The organism is Corynebacterium sp. HMSC036D02 (assembly GCF_001836165.1).
GTDB lineage: Bacteria > Actinomycetota > Actinomycetes > Mycobacteriales > Mycobacteriaceae > Corynebacterium.
Genome location: NZ_KV827648.1, coordinates 1 through 16,967, shown reverse-complemented (window position 1 = coordinate 16,967; position 16,967 = coordinate 1). Strand labels below are relative to the sequence as shown.

General features: G+C 58.3%; 12 protein-coding genes. 7 read left to right on the top strand and 5 right to left on the bottom strand.

All coding sequences use genetic code 11. The features are described 5' to 3' along the window. Nucleotides 1–150 precede the first annotated feature (150 nt). Together HMPREF2743_RS00195 and HMPREF2743_RS00190 are read right to left on the bottom strand one after the other, a co-directional pair. Nucleotides 151–1,491 (bottom strand): alkaline phosphatase, encoded by a 1,341-nt coding sequence (locus tag HMPREF2743_RS00195; protein WP_070817951.1) that lies wholly within the window; start codon nt 1,489–1,491, stop codon nt 151–153. 236 nt (nt 1,492–1,727) lie between these two features. Beyond that, nucleotides 1,728–2,336 carry a CueP family metal-binding protein gene (locus tag HMPREF2743_RS00190; RefSeq protein WP_070684571.1) on the bottom strand — a complete coding sequence of 203 codons (609 nt, stop codon included), beginning with the start codon at nt 2,334–2,336 and terminating at the stop codon, nt 1,728–1,730. A 115-nt stretch (nt 2,337–2,451) separates the two neighbouring features. On the opposite strand from HMPREF2743_RS00190, the gene HMPREF2743_RS00185 reads away from it, so the two are divergent. The 4 genes from HMPREF2743_RS00185 to HMPREF2743_RS00170 all read left to right on the top strand — a co-directional run bounded on the left by HMPREF2743_RS00185 (nt 2,452) and on the right by HMPREF2743_RS00170 (nt 6,634). Further along, a complete protein-coding gene (locus HMPREF2743_RS00185; RefSeq protein ID WP_070684573.1) occupies nt 2,452–2,832 on the top strand; it encodes a zinc ribbon domain-containing protein YjdM in 381 nt (126 codons plus the stop codon). A 91-nt stretch (nt 2,833–2,923) separates the two neighbouring features. After that, complete coding sequence (locus HMPREF2743_RS00180; protein WP_070684575.1) at nt 2,924–4,495, top strand: type I restriction-modification system subunit M; 1,572 nt, start codon at nt 2,924–2,926, stop codon at nt 4,493–4,495. Nucleotide 4,496: 1 nt separating this feature from the next. Beyond that, nucleotides 4,497–5,693, top strand: a complete 1,197-nt coding sequence (locus tag HMPREF2743_RS00175) for a restriction endonuclease subunit S (RefSeq protein ID WP_083321586.1) — start codon at nt 4,497–4,499, stop codon at nt 5,691–5,693. Beyond that, the gene (locus HMPREF2743_RS00170) at nt 5,693–6,634 is read left to right on the top strand and encodes a restriction endonuclease (RefSeq protein ID WP_070817950.1); all 942 of its coding nucleotides are present in this window, start codon (nt 5,693–5,695) and stop codon (nt 6,632–6,634) included. Before HMPREF2743_RS00175 ends, HMPREF2743_RS00170 begins: the two co-directional genes overlap by 1 nt. Before the next feature lie 176 nt (nt 6,635–6,810). Here HMPREF2743_RS00170 and HMPREF2743_RS12555 read toward each other — a convergent pair whose 3' ends face one another. After that, the gene (locus tag HMPREF2743_RS12555; RefSeq protein ID WP_070817949.1) at nt 6,811–7,989 is read right to left on the bottom strand and encodes a hypothetical protein; all 1,179 of its coding nucleotides are present in this window, start codon (nt 7,987–7,989) and stop codon (nt 6,811–6,813) included. Between the two features lie 234 nt (nt 7,990–8,223). Between HMPREF2743_RS12555 and HMPREF2743_RS00160 the strand changes: the two genes are divergently transcribed. Continuing rightward, nucleotides 8,224–8,766, top strand: coding sequence for an excisionase family DNA-binding protein (locus tag HMPREF2743_RS00160; protein WP_070818059.1), 543 nt, complete (start codon nt 8,224–8,226; stop codon nt 8,764–8,766). 51 nt (nt 8,767–8,817) lie between these two features. Here the strand turns inward: HMPREF2743_RS00160 and HMPREF2743_RS12280 are convergent, their stop codons facing one another. Next, nucleotides 8,818–9,111 carry a type II toxin-antitoxin system Phd/YefM family antitoxin gene (locus tag HMPREF2743_RS12280; protein ID WP_083309044.1) on the bottom strand — a complete coding sequence of 98 codons (294 nt, stop codon included), beginning with the start codon at nt 9,109–9,111 and terminating at the stop codon, nt 8,818–8,820. A gap of 349 nt (nt 9,112–9,460) precedes the next feature. Here HMPREF2743_RS12280 and HMPREF2743_RS00155 point away from each other — a divergent pair, with 349 nt between their 5' ends. Both HMPREF2743_RS00155 and leuS read left to right on the top strand, forming a co-directional pair. After that, nucleotides 9,461–13,174: a type I restriction endonuclease subunit R gene (locus tag HMPREF2743_RS00155; protein ID WP_246824424.1), complete on the top strand. Its 3,714-nt coding sequence runs from the start codon at nt 9,461–9,463 to the stop codon at nt 13,172–13,174. An 83-nt stretch (nt 13,175–13,257) separates the two neighbouring features. Further along, nucleotides 13,258–16,107, top strand: a complete 2,850-nt coding sequence (gene leuS, locus HMPREF2743_RS00150) for a leucine--tRNA ligase (RefSeq protein ID WP_010187942.1) — start codon at nt 13,258–13,260, stop codon at nt 16,105–16,107. 68 nt (nt 16,108–16,175) lie between these two features. On the opposite strand, the gene HMPREF2743_RS00145 is transcribed toward leuS, so the two are convergent. Next, on the bottom strand, nt 16,176–16,568 hold the full coding sequence (locus HMPREF2743_RS00145; protein WP_010187941.1) for a type I restriction-modification enzyme R subunit C-terminal domain-containing protein: 393 nt from the start codon (nt 16,566–16,568) through the stop codon (nt 16,176–16,178). Between the last annotated feature and the right edge of the window lie 399 nt (nt 16,569–16,967).

Sequence of the window (16,967 nt, the reverse complement as noted above, 5' to 3'; positions counted from 1 at the left end):
CGGCAGCGATGCCAGCGCCCAGGAAGCCGGCGCCAATGGAGGAACCGACCTTGCTGCTGGTGTCATCCTTGCTCTGGTTACCCTGGTCGCCCTGATTCTGATCCTCGTCCTCCGGGGCGGAGCCGTCAGCGAACCACCAGTCCTGGATGATCAGGTTGGCAACGTCGGTGTTGTCGATGTACTTGCCGCGGACCGGGTCGGTGCGGTGGCCTTGGCCATGATGTCCTCGGAGCCAGCGCCCTTGAAGAAGAACGGAACCACCTGGTTGGTGTGTTCGCCGGAGTACCACTGGTGCTCCGGAGCCTTGCCCTTCTCACCGGTCTGCGGGTTCCAGGAGGCGGTCTCTTCCTTGCCGGAGAGGTAGCCGGTCTCGTGGTCAGCGGTGACGATGAGCAGGGTCTCGTCCCAGCTGGAGTTCTCCTCAACCCAGGCGATGGCGGCGTCGACAGCCTTGTTGAAGTCCTGGGTTTCCTCGATGTCGCGGCCGGTCTGGTTGGAGTGGCCGGACCAGTCGATGGCGCCGCCCTCAATCATGACGGAGAAGCCCTTGTCATTCTGGCCCAGGGCGTTGAGGGCGCCCTTGGTCATGGTCGGAAGATCAACGACGTCATTCTTCGGGTCGGTGCCCGGCTCAGCGGCATCCGGGTTGCCGTCGCGGCCCTGCTGCAGGGTGGAGGCAACCGGTGCGAGGCCGAAGTACTTCTTGTCGGCCTCAACGTTGCCCTCAGCCCACTTCTCAAAGTCAGCGGTGTTCTCGGCGAACTCCCAGCCAGCGGAGCCATCGCGCAGGGACTTGAAGGAGTCCTTGGAGATGTACTTGTAGTTCGGCGCGTCTACCTTCTGCGCGTTGTCATCGAACTCTGGGTGGCCAGCGCCCATGACAACGGAGAGGTCAGAGCCGACCATCTCTTCAGCGATCTCGGTGTAGTTGTTGCGGTTCTTGTTGTGCGCCGCGAAGGCAGCCGGGGTGGCGTGGCTGAACGGAACGGAGCTGACAACACCAGCGGACTTGCCGTGGGAAATAGCCTGCTCGGAGATGTTCTTCAGGGAGTGGCCGTACGGGGACTTACCCAGAACACCGTTGTCCACCTTCTGGCCGGTGGCCATGGCGGTGCCGGCAGCGGCGGAGTCGGTGACCTTGTTCTTCTTGACGTAGTCGTGGTCGGTCCAGGCCTTCTCCGGGTCGTAGGAGCCGCCGTCTGGGAAGGTGGTCATGGAGAGGCGGTTGAAGTCCTCGAAGGCCTGGACAGACTCACCGTCGAGCTCCTTGGCCTGGCCGTCGAAAGCGCCCTCAACCAGGTACTTGGACTGGCCGGACTCGTAGAGGTTGGTGGAGGCGATGTGGTTGTAACCCATGCCATCACCAATCATGTAGATGACATTCTTCGGGCCCGTGGTCGCGGCCTGCGCGGGGGCGACGACACCAGCGGTGGCAAGGGAAGCGGCGGTCACAGCCGCGCAGGTGCGCAGCGCACGAGAAGAAATACGCATTATTGAGCTTTCTAAAGTGAAAAGAGCGAGCAAGAAAAGAGACGGACTGGGGGCCATTGTTCGCATGGCCGGAATCCACTCTGAGACCGTAATAAGCGCAAGTGTCGGTTCGGGGAAGGGGAAATTCAATCGAAGGAAACTTTATGGGGCGGTGAACGATCCTGAGGACAGTGGATCGTCGACAAGCGGTGCGTCCCTCTCATGGAGCGCACCGCTCAGCGTGGGGGCACGGTTGGCTAGGCCATCTGCAGTGTGGCCACGCAGGTAGCGCCTTCCTCGGTGGTGTCCAGGGGAACCTCGCCGGTCTTGCCGTCGTGGGTGATGGTGATGGTGCCGTGCCTATCGGCGGGCAGCCAGTACCCAATGAAGCCGTTGTCAAAGGTCGTAGTGTCTTCGTTGACCAGCTCTTCTCCGGAGTCATCGGTGATGGTGACGTGGATGTCTTCCTTGCTGAGCTCACCAGTGCAGGTGGTCAGGGAGTGGTTGAAGCAATCATGCGTCTGGGTCATGTACGGCGCGATGGAGACGTAGAACTTGTCCTCCGGCAGGGGCAGGGATGCTTGGCCCTGCTCGGCGGTGAGGACCAGCTCGTTTGGCAATACGGAGGCGTGAAGATTGCTAGTGCGCTCCCCCTTGGGCATGTGGTCCAGCTTGTCGATGATCCCCGGGCCATCCAATCCTTCGAGGTCGAACTCGGCGAGGATCTCCTCGGCAGGAACCTGTTGGATGTCGGTGCTGGAAGCGGCGCTCTTCGAGGCTTCGCTCGGGACGGGGCTCTCCGTGGAGCAGGCGGACAGGGTGATGGCTGCGGCGCACACAGCCGCAAGAGAAATGAGGCGTTTCATAAGTCTTCCGAATGGGTCCGATTATGTTCACTCAAGCCTATACCCCACCCGGGTATCCATCAATGGAATGAGAGAAGGATCATCTTTTCCTCCTACGCAGGCTAAACTCTCCCCTATGTCTGATACTTCGGCCGCAACTCTGCCGCCCTGCCCCGAATGCTCCTCTGAGTACACCTACGAAATGCCGCCGCTCATCGTCTGCCCTGAGTGCGCGCATGAGTTCTCCGCCGACGCTGCCGAAGCCTCGTCCGCGGAAGGAAGCGAACCGACCATCGTCGACTCCGTGGGCAATGCGCTTGCCGACGGCGACACGGTCACCATCACCAAAACCCTTAAGGTCAAGGGCGTTCAGCAGCCACTCAAGGCTGGCACGAAGGTGCGTGGTATCCGCCTCAACGTCGATGCCGGCACCGGCCAGGAAGACCACAACATCGATTGCCGGATTGATGGTTTTGGCGCGATGAAGCTCAAGCCTGCTGTGGTGAAGAAGGTTTAGTATTAAAACCTGCGTGGGGCAGACTCGGAGGCAGTCCCCTACCGCGAGCTAATAGCCGGCATGGCTCCGCATGACAGCTACCCTGAGTTACATGATTACCGGCGCCCTTAAGAACAACGTCGACCGCATCTGGGACACCTTCTGGTCCGGCGGCATTTCTAACCCCGTTTCCGTCATCGAGCAGTTCACCTACCTGCTCTTCATCAAGGATTTGGACGAGCGTCAGGTCCAGATTGATAAGCGCCGGGCGTTGGGGGATCCCACCGCGACGGAAGACATCTTTGATGCGAGCCAGCAGGATCTGCGGTGGCGCAACCTCATCGAAGACCGTGACATCGCCCGCCGCAAGGCCACCATCATCACCAAGGTCTTCCCCTTCCTCAAGGAGATGGGCGGCACCGGCTTCCAGGAGCACATGGCTAACGCCTCCTTCGAGATTGAATCTGAGGCCACGCTCTCGCGAGTCATGGAGCTCATTGACCAGTTGCGCTTTCCGAACAAAGACATGAAGGGCGACTTGTATGAGTACATGCTGGACAAGCTGTCCACCTCGGGCACGAATGGTCAGTTCCGTACACCCAGCCACATCATTGAGCTCCTCGTCGCACTCATGGAGCCGACGCCAACGCAGCGGATCATCGACCCGGCTTGTGGCACCGCGGGCTTCCTGGTGGCCGCCAACGATTGGGTTGCTCAGCATCACCGCGAAGACCTCTACAACAAGGACACGCGCTCTAAGTTCATCAAGAAGGGCCTGACGGGTTTTGACTTTGACAAAACCATGGTCCGCATTGCTGCGATGAACATGTTTATGCACGGTTTTGAAGAGCCCAACATCTCGCACCACGATTCCTTGCAGAAGCTACCCACAAAGTTTGGGGATTTCGACCTTGTCCTGGCCAACCCGCCTTTCGCGGGCAGCCTGGATAAGGACTCCATCGATCCCAAGCTCAAGTCCGTGACCACGGCCAAGAAAACTGAGCTCCTCTTTGTCCACCGCTTCCTGCAGCTGCTCAAGCCGGGCGGCCGCGCTGCGGTGATTGTCCCTGAAGGCGTTCTCTTCGGCTCCACCAAGGCGCATAAGGCCCTTCGTAAAATTTTGGTTGAGGATCAGCGCCTGGACGCTGTCATCAAACTTCCCTCCGGCGTGTTCAAGCCTTACTCGGGCGTGTCCACCGCCGTGCTGTGCTTTACCCGCACCGATTCCGGTGGTACCGACGAGGTGTGGTTCTATGACGTCACCGCGGATGGCTACTCCCTGGATGACAAACGCACTCCGCTTCTCGAGCGCCCCTTGCTCGGCCCCTCCCCTGCCTCCCACATCCAGGACTTAAGTGATCCCGCGCTTGCCGACGTCCCCACTCCCGTCACCCTCACCGACGAGCAGTTGAAGCTCAACAACCTTCCGGACGTGGTTGCCCGCTGGCACTCCCGCACCACCGATGAGCGTGAGCGCGCCCGCACGGACTACTCCTTCACCGTGCCCAAGGAGGAGATCGCCCAAGCCGACTACGACCTCTCCATGAACCGCTACAAGGAGATCGTCCTCGAAGCACAAGAAACCCGCGACCCCATGGACATCATCGCCGAAATCGAAGAGCTCGACCGCGACATCACCCAGGGCCTTGCCAACCTCAAGGCCATGCTCAGCGAGGGGAAATAGGATGGCTAGCACTGCAAAGCATGATTGGCCGATGGTGCGGTTGGGGGATGTGTGTGAGGTCGTTTCAGGCGGCACGCCGAAGACGAGTGTTGAGGAGTATTGGGGCGGTGAGATCCCATGGGTGACTCCTGCCGATCTGAGCAAGCTCAAGGGACTCGAAATATCTTCTGGGGAACGAGCTATTACTCAAAGAGGTGTTGACAAAAGCTCTGCCGTGCTTCTTCCTGCAGGCAGTGTAGTGCTTTCGAGCCGTGCACCAATTGGTTATGTCGCAATCGCACAAGTACCCATGACTACGAATCAGGGTTGCAAGAGCTTCATTCCTTCCTCCGAAATAGATGCACGCTACCTAGCCCACTATTTGCTATCGCAGAAAGATGCCCTTCAGTCGCTGGGTACAGGTGCGACATTCAAGGAACTCTCAAAAACAAGGGCCGCGGACATCCGAATCCCCCTCCCTCCCCTCGACGAGCAGCGCCGCATCGCGGCGGTTTTGGACGAGGTTGGCCGGCTATCCTCAATACAGATAAAGAAAGTCGAAGGCCTTGAAGCTCTAAAGCGGGTTGTCGTTGAAGAGTTTCTAAAGGCAAGGGGGGATCAAGAAGTTGAGCTTGGTACCATCTCCGAAATTCAATCTGGAATTACAAAGGGTAGAAAGGTCTCGAAAAAGAGTACAACCTCGATAGTGCCGTATCTTTCGGTTTCCAATGTTAAGGATGGATTCCTTCAACTGCATCCGATTAAGGAAATCAACGCGACAAATGACGAAATATCGCGATATCAGTTGCAACGGGGCGACATCGTTCTAACAGAAGGCGGGGATCCCGACAAGCTGGGGAGAGGAACAGTGTGGAATAACGAGATCCCGGTTTGCATCCATCAAAACCACATTTTTCGCGTCCGCATTCTGCAAGACTCGACTGTAATGACGCCTGAAGTGCTGGCTGCGATACTTAGTAGTTCGAGGCCTAAGAAGCATTTCTTGAGGTCAGCGAAACAAACAACTGGAATTGCTTCGATAAATAAGTCGCAGCTTTCTCGAACACCGATCCCAAATTTGACGCGAGATGACGTAAGAGCCTTATCGCTTCAAATTGAGTTATTGAAGTTAGAACAAGAAAGAGCTGAAACTCAGCGTTCCTCTTTTGAGGAGCTTCGACAGTCCCTATCCACTCGCGCATTTCAAGGAGAGCTCTAGTGGCTATCGAAAGATGGGAAGCCTACATGATTTCGGTGTTGGAGGCTCTTAACGCAAATGGTGCTGAGCTCCGGCGTAGGGAGCTCATCGAGATAACTGCGTCTTATGCGGGCATTACTGACGAAGAGAGGCTTGAGACCATTGCGTCGGGGCAGTCGCGCTTTGAAAACCGTGTTGGGTGGGCGTTGACATTCCTTAAGAAGGCGAATGCCATTACTTCACCGGCGCGGGCGCGTTTTCAAATTACAGATTTTGGCCGTGACCTGTTGGCGCGCTACCCCGAAGGAATGACGGAGAAGCAGCTGTTGGGAGAGATTGCGGGCACGGAAGCGGCACTTACGTGGCGGGGCAGGAATCCTGGGCATAAGGCTGGGGACGAGGTGGGCGTCGATAAGCAAGATGTCCTTCCAGAGGCCGAGAGCGAGCTCGATCCGGTAGAGCAGGTGGAAACCGGTGTGTCTCGTAACAACGAATTCGTGGCTGGTGAGCTGTTGACTCGGTTGCACGACAATGAGCCGGCGTTCTTTGAACAGGCAGTGCTGGACTTGCTCATGGCCATGGGATATGGCGGTACGCAGGGCAAGGCTACGCGTACGCAGTTATCCAATGATGGTGGAATCGACGGGATTATTGACCAGGATGCGCTGGGGCTGTCCCGTATTTACGTGCAGGCTAAGCGGTATGCGTTGGACAAGAGCATCGGCCGACCGGCTATTCAGGGATTCGTGGGTGCGCTGCAGGGTGCGCAGGCGGATCGAGGGGTGTTTCTGACTACAGCGACGTTTTCAGATAAGGCGCAGGAGTATGCGGATGCGGTGTCGTCACGCGTCGTTTTAATCGACGGGGACAGGTTGGCGAAACTGATGATTCGTTACGGCGTAGGTGTGCAGGTCAAGAGGACCGTGGCCCTGGTCGAGGTGGATGAGGATTACTTCGAGTAGGTAGGGGCGGATTCTTGTGTTTGCGGGAGCGAGTACAGCCTTTCGCTGCGTTTAAAAAGGACAGGCGCCCAGCTCAACGAAATGGAGCTGGGCGCCTGTCATTGGTCACGTCGGGGAAACTATTTCCGCTCTTTCGCCTTAAAAGAGTTAATGGCGATGACCTAAGAAGCCAATCTCTAGAAAGGGAGCTTGAACCCTAGTTGCGGCAGGAAGGCCACAACACCAATACCTGCGGCGGCAAGAATTGCCAAGACGATGGCGATGATTCCGCCAGTGGAGGAACCGCTGTCATTGGTCTTATTGGGCTTCGGCGCTGGAGTGGTTGTGGTCGGCTTTGCGGGCGCGGTGGACGTAGGCGCAGAGGTGGACTTGGTCGTGGTCGGCTTGGGCTTGGTTGTAGTTGGCTTTGCCGTGGTCGGCTTCGCGGGTGCAGTAGGAGTAGCTGCCGGGGTGGTCTTAGCCGGACGGGTTGTGGTTGGTTTCGTCGAAGAAGGAGGCACAACGGAAGTGGTCGGTGCCGTGGTTGTGCTAGTGGACGGAACTGGTTCAGAGGTCGGCGGCGTAGCAGAGGCCTCAGCTTCGGATTGTTCCTTCGCGAGGTAGGCGTTTTCGCAAGCACCAGCAAGGGTGACAGTGGAGCTGAAGGGCAAGGTAAAGCCCATGACTTCGAGGCCTGCTACGGCTTCGAATTCATCCTCGAGAGGTTGCAGACGAAGCTCCCCCGGCTTCATGAGATTGGTCAGCTTTTGAGAAGTAGTGGGGAAACCAGCATGTAGACCTGCGGAGTACGAGGGCACCTGCGTCCGAAGATCCATGGCAGAATCCTCGACTTCACCGTTCTGTGAGTTCACTACGGGGAGATTGCCGTAGGGATACTCAGCGAGTTCGCTGGGAGTCCAATTGCGCGCCACTTCCCAATTGAAGGGATATCCGTTGGCCGCCCAATCCTTGTACTTGGCCTCAGTGTCAGAATTGGTGAATACGAGGTAGGAAGCGTCCAAGCGGTCGTAGCCCTGAGCTGCAAGCTCAGCCTCAGTGGGGAGCGCAAAGAAGCTGATGTCAGACCAGAAAGTGAGCATTCTGTGGGTCTGAGGGGCGGAGTCTAGGCGGGCAAAGCTGTCCGCATACTGCGGGAAGTCCTGGCGCATGCGGTTCTGCAGTTTGGTTTGTTCCTCGAGTTTCGCAGCGAAGTACTTCTTAGAGATTTCCTTTTCCGTGGAGTCGAGGGAGACCACACAAATCTCTTTGCCGTTGCGAGTGTCCAGCTGAGCATCGAGAGCAGTAGCGGAAGGGACAGAAACCAAGGAGAGCGAAACGGCGATGGAGACGCCAAGGCCGAGCCGAGAGTATGTCATGGGAGAGTTCAACTTTCAGAGAAGAGAAATAGTGACCTTGTAGTTATAGCCCAAGATTGTGTCTGAAGTCTTGGTTATTAGTAATCAAAATTATTTTTATGGATCTGCTTGTTTGTTGGCCTGCTGCCTTGAAGAAACGATGCATGCCGCAGCATGAAAATGAGTAGGCATTCATCGGGCACGAGGAGCTGCGTTCGCTCTTTCGAATTTTTCGAATTGCCCTATGATGAACTTATGGATGAGGCACGGAATCACCGCCCCCACACGACGCTTCCGCCGCAGGACCTGAAAGTCATGCTTGACGTGAGCAGGTTCTTAGAGCAGCAGTCGGGACCTACTGCGCTAGTGGGGCCCGACGGGCAGGCGGTAGATCTGCCCGAGGAGGCATTGAGCGTATTACTTGACGCAGTTCACGCGATGCAGCAAGGAAAGGCCGTGACTGTTGCGCCCGTAGACCAGTTGCTCACAACGCAGCAAGCGGCAGATTTCCTGGGCATTAGTAGGCCGACTCTGGTGAAGAAGCTTGAGGATGGATCGATTGCGTTTGAGCGCACTACCGGTGGAAGGCATAGGAGAGTTCGGCTCGTTGACCTATTGCGGTACCGAGATGGGCTGCGGAGTGAACGCCGCAAAGCACTGCGAGAGCTGGCGTCTGAGGCCCAGCGTGCTGGTGCCTATGACGTAGATACTCTAGATAAAACTGACGGCGCTGTGGACATTACGCAGATCTTTAAAAACGTCCGCAAGGAAGCGGCGCAGAAGGCTCGGCGTGGATAGTCTGTCGGCGCATCTGGATGGGGTCATGCAACGAGCCATCCACATAAGCCATCACAAGCGGTCGTCACGGTCCAGTAGCGAAATAATGTCGGTTCCAGGACGCAGATTGTCTGTGTGCCTTGGCTGCGGGGCTGTGGCGGCTGGCTGTGAATAAGGCTCTGGAGCGTGGCTCAAAATTCCGGCAGCCACTAATTGCTTCACGGGGCTATCTGGGGATGAGATGGGGACAATTCGAACGATGGCTTGATTGCGGTCAGTGATGACCACGTTGTGACCCGTAGCGGCCACTGCACGCACTATGTGCTCAGAACGCTGGGTGAGTTCGCGCAAAGAAATACTGGTCATCGTTTTAGCTGCCTTGTCTGAACATCCGGTGGACGGGAGTTTTGTCCTTCTTTATTGGTTTATTGGTGTCCTTGTTTTTGAGTGGTGGACCTTGGAACAGCCAACTGTAGAACTGCAGGACAACGGTGATTCTAGTGGCGTATTTAGGCAAGGACAAGGGGCGAATGCAGTGATTAACCAGGGAGGACGGCGATAGGTCAGGGAAGAGAGAGGCTGAAGAGATTGACCCGGGAAAGGAGTAATTCTGGTAGCTAGGTATAGGGCGGTGACTTAGAATTACTGGAATCAAGCTGTATTCGATATGACACCACGTCCCTGGTGATGTGAAAACTTGTCCCTGGAGAACTCTATGGTGACCACTACTCCCCCGACTGCCGGACGCAACGGTGTGCCAGGTGGGCCTGCACGCAGCAACTTCGGCTTTGTACGTTACGTCTGGCCCACGGCGTATGAGGAGTGCCTGAAGGTAGAGCGGTTCGTGGATGCGGACCCGGTGATTTCCTGCTTCTATGCGCGCAAGGTGCTGGAGCGAGTGGTCAGCCACATCTGGGTGCTCCGAAATTTGGGTGACACTCAGTACCGTAGCTTGGCGGAGATGACCCGAGACCGCGCCTTCACTAAGTGTGTGGACAATAAGACCATGCTGCGCAAGATGACTCTCGTGCGCAAGAGCGGCAACGACGCCGCGCACGCAGACGACATGGAAGGCAAGCAAGCGCCGACCTCCCCGCAGAGGGCGCGGAAGACGGCGGCGCACCTCTATGACCTCATGGCCTGGGCGGTGCGGTACCACTCGGCCAACCCTCAGGCCGCACCGGGTCCGCAGGCGGCTTTTGATACTAACCTGCTGGGCCAGGCCACAGCTGACTCTTCAGGCATTCACGTTGCTGGGCGCTCCCAAGCGCAGACCGCCGCGTACCTCAAGAAGCTAGCGCAGCAGGATGAGGAGCTAAAGAAGAACCGGCTGCTGCTCGATGAGGCCAAGGAAGCCGCGCGCGAAGCGGAGGAGAAGCGCCTTCGTGAGGCAGCCCAGTTCGAGCTCAAGCGGCGGAGCACGGAGATTAAGGCGAAGGCGGAGATCGCCGATGCCCAGGAGCAAGCCGAAGCGGAGCGCGAAGCTGCACGGCAGGTGAAAGACGAACTTGCTGCCAAGATTGAGGCCCTCCAGGAGCAGTTGGCTGAGCAACAAGCAGCCGCGGCAGAGCGCGCTGGGGTGGCAGCACCGTCGGCTGCGCCTTTGGCGATCAGCGAGGCCGAGACCCGCCGACAGCTCATTGACCCGATGCTCGAAGCAGCAGGGTTTAGTGATGATTCAATCACCCGAGAGCTCGAGCTGCGCGGCATGCCCAATCCCTCCGGCGTTGGCTACGCAGATTATGTCTTGTGGGATGATGACCGCACACCGCTGGCCGTTATCGAAGCGAAGAAATCGATGGAGTCTATGAGCGTGGGCGCCCAACAGGTGAAGCTGTACGCGGATTGCATCGAGCGCGAATACGGCACACGGCCGGTCATGTTGTGTACCAACGGCTATCACATTGACCTGATCGATGATGCCGCTAACCTTCCTGGCTCCGGTGTGGGCTATCCCGCCCGAGAGGTTGAAGGTTTCCCCACTGCGCAGCAATTTCGCCGCATGATCGGGCGGCGCACCATGCGTGCCCTATTGAGTGAGACGGCGGTTGATACGGAGATTGCTGGCGGCGGCGCCCGCACGTATCAGCTCGAGGCCATCCGCGCGGTGACGGAGACGTTGGAGAGGCGGAGGCGTCGCCAAGCATTGCTGGTCATGGCGACGGGAACTGGTAAGACGCGTGTGGCCGTGGCCACCGCCAAGCTGTTGCGTCAGGCCGGCTGGGTGGGCAAGGTGCTGTTCCTGGCGGACCGCACCGCCTTGGTCAACCAAGCGCACAAGGCCTTTGTGAGCATGTATGCGGAGTCCACGCCCGTGAACCTCATCAAAAATCCTGAGCAGGTAGGTGATGTGTACGTCACTACCTACAACACCATGATGAACCTGATTGGGGATGACGGAGACAAGCCGGCCAAGTTTGGGCCGTTCGACTTTGACCTCATCATCGTGGATGAGGCCCATCGCTCCGTGTACAACCGCTTCAAGCGCATCTTGGAGTACTTCGATGCCTACGTGGTGGGGCTGACGGCGACGCCGAAGAGCGAAATCGACCATGACACATATGCGCTCTTTGAGATGGAAGATAAAACACCGTCCTTCGAGTACGGCCTCGATGAAGCCGTGGCAGATGGAAACCTCGTTCCCTTCAAGACGGCTCGTCAGGACTCACTCTTCCTGCGTCGTGGTATGTCCTATGACGAGCTCTCCCCCGAGGAACAGCTGGCGTGGGACACGTCCGATTGGGGTACCGACGAGGACGGTGGGCGCCTAGATCCGCCCGGGCAGATTTCCTCGGCGGAGATTAACCGCTACCTGTTCAACAAGGACACCATACGCAAGGTGTTGAAAACCGTGGTGGAGAACGGGATCCGCGTGGGCGGTGACCAACTGGGCAAAACCATCATCTTCGCCCGGACTCAACGTCACGCGGAGCTCATCAAGCAAGTCTTTGACGCTACGTTCCCGGAGTATTCGCGTACTGGAGCCTCCGTGATTACCACGCACACGAAGTATGCGCAGTCGGCATTGGACGACTTCGCAGATCCGGACGGGGACGTCAACATCGCGATTTCGGTGGACATGCTTGACACCGGCGTCGATGTGCCCGAGGTGGTCAACCTTGTGTTCTTCAAACCCGTCTACTCCCCCACCAAGTTCTGGCAGATGGTGGGCCGAGGGACGCGATTGCGCCCGGACCTCTTCGGCCCGGGGATGGACAAGACGCACTTCCTCATCTTCGACTTCTGCGGCAACGTGGACGAGTTCTTTAAGGGTGAAGCCCGTGAATCGGTTATTGGCCGCCCACGGTCGCTGTCGGAAAAGCTCTTTGATGCCCGCGTGGGGTTGCTTGCTCAGTTGGATAAGCACGCTAAGGCCCCAGAGATGCGCGCCGAACTTGCTGACTCCCTTCACGCCTCGGCGGCGTCTATACCGCTAGGCCACATCATGGTCCGCCCCAGCGACAAGGAAACCTTGCTGCGATACCGCGAACGCTCTGCGTGGGATGAGCTAAGTGAGGAGAAAGCTGAGCAGCTGCGCCGCCACATTGCGCACTTGCCGCTGGACACGATGAAGGACTCTGAGACAGCTAAGCGCTTTGACCTAGTGATTTTAAAGCTCCAGGTGGGGCTGCTCGACCACAGCCCGGAGTTCGCGGCACTGCGCGAACGAGTCGAGAGGATGGCGAATGACCTCATGGCCGTGAGTTCCACCATCCCCATGGTGGCCGAACGGCGGTCCTTCCTCGAGCGCGCGCTCGATCCGGAGTGGTGGAATAACGTGACGGTCGAGGACCTCGAGACCATCCGCATCGGCATGCGTTCGCTCATTCAGTTCGTGCCCAAGGGAAAGCGCAACGCCGTCACCCTCGACATCCAAGATGAGATGGGTGAGCTCACGATTGATGACGAGATGCCGGCGCGGCTGCCCGGCACCGGTTCCTACCCCACCCAACTGGAGCAACGCCTGCGCGAATTGCTGCAGGAGCATGCCAACGACCTGGCGATGATCAAATTGCGCAGTGCACGGACGCTTAACGCAGAGGACGTCGCAGCGCTGGAGGCGATGGTAGCCCAGGCAGGCGGGGGAAGTGGGGGTTCCACGGAAAGCGTCGACAAGCTGCGTGAGCGCATGGGTGGGGACAGCATTCCTGCCTTCATCCGCCGCTTGGTGGGCCTTGACGAGGCGGCAGTCCGGGAGCAGTTTGCAGACCTGCTCAGTAATACGTCTTTCAATGCTGCCCAAATACGCTTTATCAAGATGCTGGTAGATGTGCTGGTTCACAACGGTGGTGTGGCCTACGAGGAGATCTTCCAGCCTCCCTTTGATGAAGAGGGTTCCGTCATCGACATTTTTCACAACAAAACCGACGTCATTGTGGATCTACGCAAGCGCCTTGAACGGATTGAAGCGACGGCGCAGGCTACCTAGTTACTACCATGCCTCAGAACAGGAATACGGTCCGGCTGGGTCTAACTGGGGAGATGTCCGTGCGGTGACTACACTGTCTAACCATGACTAACCCGAGCGATAACACCACCCACCGCTACACGCCGGAGCTCGCCGCGCAGATTGAAAGTGCCTGGCAGCAGTACTGGAAGGACAACGGTACGTTCAACGCGCCGAACCCAGTTGGGCCGCTCGCGGAGGAGGGTAAGGAACTTCCCGCGGAGAAGATGAACATTCAGGACATGTTCCCCTACCCGTCTGGCGCGGGTCTGCACGTGGGCCACCCGCTGGGTTATATCGCCACGGATACTTATGCCCGCTTTAACCGCATGCTGGGCAAGAACGTCCTGCACACGCTGGGTTATGACGCCTTTGGCCTGCCAGCGGAGCAGTACGCCATCCAGACTGGTACGCACCCGCGCACCACCACGGAGGCGAATATCAACAATATGCGCCGCCAGCTGGGCATGCTGGGTCTGGGCCACGATCCGCGCCGCTCGGTGGCTTCGACTGACCCGGAGTTTTATAAGTGGACGCAGTGGATCTTCCTGCAGATTTATAACTCCTGGTTTGATGAGGAGCAGCAGAAGGCACGCCCGATTTCTGAGCTCATCAAGGAACTTGAGGTGGGCAAGCGCACCACCAAGGATGGTCGCTACTACGCGGATCTGACCAAGGAAGAGCAGCGCCAAGCACTCGATGAATTCCGTCTGGTCTATCTGTCTAACTCCACCGTGAACTGGTGCCCGGGCCTGGGCACGGTGCTGGCCAACGAGGAGGTCACCGCGGAGGGCAAGTCCGAGCGCGGTAACTTCCCGGTCTTCCGCAAGAACCTGCGCCAGTGGATGATGCGCATTACCGCTTACTCGGACCGCCTGCTCGATGACCTGGAGCTTCTGGATTGGCCGGAGAAGGTCAAGTCCATGCAGCGTAACTGGATTGGCCGCTCCCGTGGTGCAGAGGTCAGCTTCCACGCCGAGGGTTACAACATCGACGTCTTCACCACCCGCCCGGATACCCTCTTCGGCGCCGAGTACGTGGTGCTGGCCCCGGAACACGAGCTTGTCGACGCCCTCCTCTCCCCCATCCCCTACGAGGATGATGTGGATAAGCGCTGGACCTTCGGCCACGATGATCCGAAGGAGGCCGTAGAGGCCTACCGCGCCTCCATTGCCGCGAAGTCCGACCTCGAGCGCCAGGAGAACAAGGAAAAGACCGGTGTCTTCCTGGGCACCTACGCCACCAACCCGGTCAACGGCAAGCAGATCCCGATCTTCATCGCGGACTACGTTCTGACCGGCTACGGTACCGGCGCCATCATGGCGGTCCCGGCGCACGATACCCGTGACTACGAGTTTGCTACCGTCTTTGGCCTGCCGATTACTGAGGTGGTTGCTGGCGGCGACATCACCAAGGAGGCGTACACGGAGTCCGGCCAGGCTGTGAACTCCGCCAACGATTCTTTGGACATCAACGGCATGTCCAAGGATGAGGCAATCGCCACCATCATTCCATGGCTGGAGGAGCAGGGAGTAGGCCGCGAGAAGATCCAGTACAAGCTGCGTGACTGGCTGTTTGCCCGTCAGCGCTACTGGGGCGAGCCCTTCCCCATCGTTTACGACGAGGCCGGCCAGGCCTACCCGCTGCCGGAGTCGATGCTGCCCATCGAACTGCCGGAGGTAGAAGACTACAAGCCGGTCTCCTTTGACCCGGACGATGCCGATTCCTCCCCGCAGCCGCCGCTGGCCAAGGCCCGCGAGTGGGTCGAGGTGGAGCTGGACCTGGGTCTTGGGGATGGCCCCAAGACTTACTACCGCGATACCAACGTCATGCCGCAGTGGGCAGGTTCTTCCTGGTACCAGCTGCGCTACATCGATCCGACGAATGACGAGATCTTCTGCGACTTGGAGAACGAGCGCTACTGGACTGGCCCGCGCACAGAAGAGCACGGCGCCAACGACCCGGGTGGCGTTGACCTCTACGTCGGTGGCGTTGAGCACGCCGTGCTGCACCTGCTCTACGCTCGTTTCTGGCACAAGGTGCTCTTCGACCTGGGCTACGTGAGCTCCAAGGAGCCCTACCGCCGCCTCTACAACCAGGGCTATATCCAGGCCTATGCCTACACCGATTCCCGCGGCGTCTACGTCCCGGCCGCCGAGGTTGAGGAGAAGGATGGCAAATTCTACTACAACGGTGAAGAGGTCAACCAGGAGTACGGAAAGATGGGCAAGTCCCTGAAGAACTCCGTCGCCCCGGATGACATTTGCCGCGACTATGGTGCCGATACCCTGCGCGTGTACGAGATGTCCATGGGCCCGCTGGATACTTCCCGCCCGTGGGCAACCAAGGACGTCGTCGGTGCGCAGCGCTTCTTGCAGCGCCTGTGGCGCTTGGCTATCGACGAGAACTCTGGCGAGCTGTCGACGACGGACGCAGAGCTTTCCGAGGATGACCTGAAGCACCTCAACCGCACCATCGCCGGCGTGCGCGATGATTACGAGAACCTGCGCCTGAACACCGTGGTGGCCAAGCTCATCGAGTACGTGAATTACCTGACCAAGGCCTACCCGAAGGGCGCGCCGCGTGCCGCCGTGGAGCCCTTGGCCCAGCTGGTCTCCCCCGTTGCCCCGCACATCGCGGAGGAGCTGTGGAAGCGCTTCGGTCATGAGGGGACCATCACCTACGAGGCTTTCCCGGAGTTCGACGAGAAGTACCTGGTCGATGACGAGATCGAGGTTCCGGTGCAGATCAACGGCAAGGTCAAGGCACGCGTGATGGTGCCTGCTGACGCCGACCAAGCCACCGTCGTGGGCATCGCCAAGGACGATGAGCGCATCGCTGAGCTGACCGCTGGAAAGAACGTGGTCAAGGAGATCTACGTCCCGGGCCGCATGGTCAACCTGGTGGTGAAGTAAATCGCCCCAAGAAAGCGCCGCTCCTGCGGTTACTCCGGCACCGCCTCTGAGGTACCTCAGGAACGGCCCTAGGAGGACACCTCATCCACGCTGTGTTCAATGCGCTCTAAGCGCTCCTTGATGTCGTGGATGGTGGCCACGTTGCCGTCGAAGACGTCGAAAGGGGAACCATAGTCGTCGTAGGGTGCCTCAAAGAGCTCCGCGACAGTGACGATTCCGTTGTGGACCAACCCGCCGATGATCTGGTTCATGAAGGCCAGCTGCACCGAGTTCAGGCGTGCGCCGTCCATCATGTCCGCAAACGCGGAACGCGCCGCGGATTCGTCCAACCCGATGATGGTGCGGACAAAGCGGGGAAGGCCCACGCCGAGCTGTTCCTCCAGGGCGGGGGAGACCGCGACTAAATTCCCCAGCTCATCGGCTAAATCCATGACCGCGGCCTTGCGCGTGTCACGGTCCATGCCATTAGTAAAAGCTATCTTCTATTAAGTAGCCATATGTAATTTTCGGGGCGGCGCGACTTTTAGGGTTTAAGGCGCAAATGACGGTACGTCCAATTCTGCAGGTGGAATTCATACTCATTCCTTCTTTCAAAATTGCTGGTTGTATGCGGTTGGCGCTCCTTCTTTGAGTCCAAAACATGGACGTGCGCATTCCCTCGAGCGTGAACTTTCAAAAAATCCCTTGCCTGGTTCACCTCTCTTCGGTATCCATTTCCCAGGAAGTTGTTTTTCTGAGGCTTGAGTGTCGTGAAAAACAACTCTGAAACAACTTTGCCAACAACTGTGTCTAGTTTAGAGCTCCCCTTTGTTGTGAAAAAGCAGGTCAGACTGGGACCTGACCCCTGTTTGGTAGACACC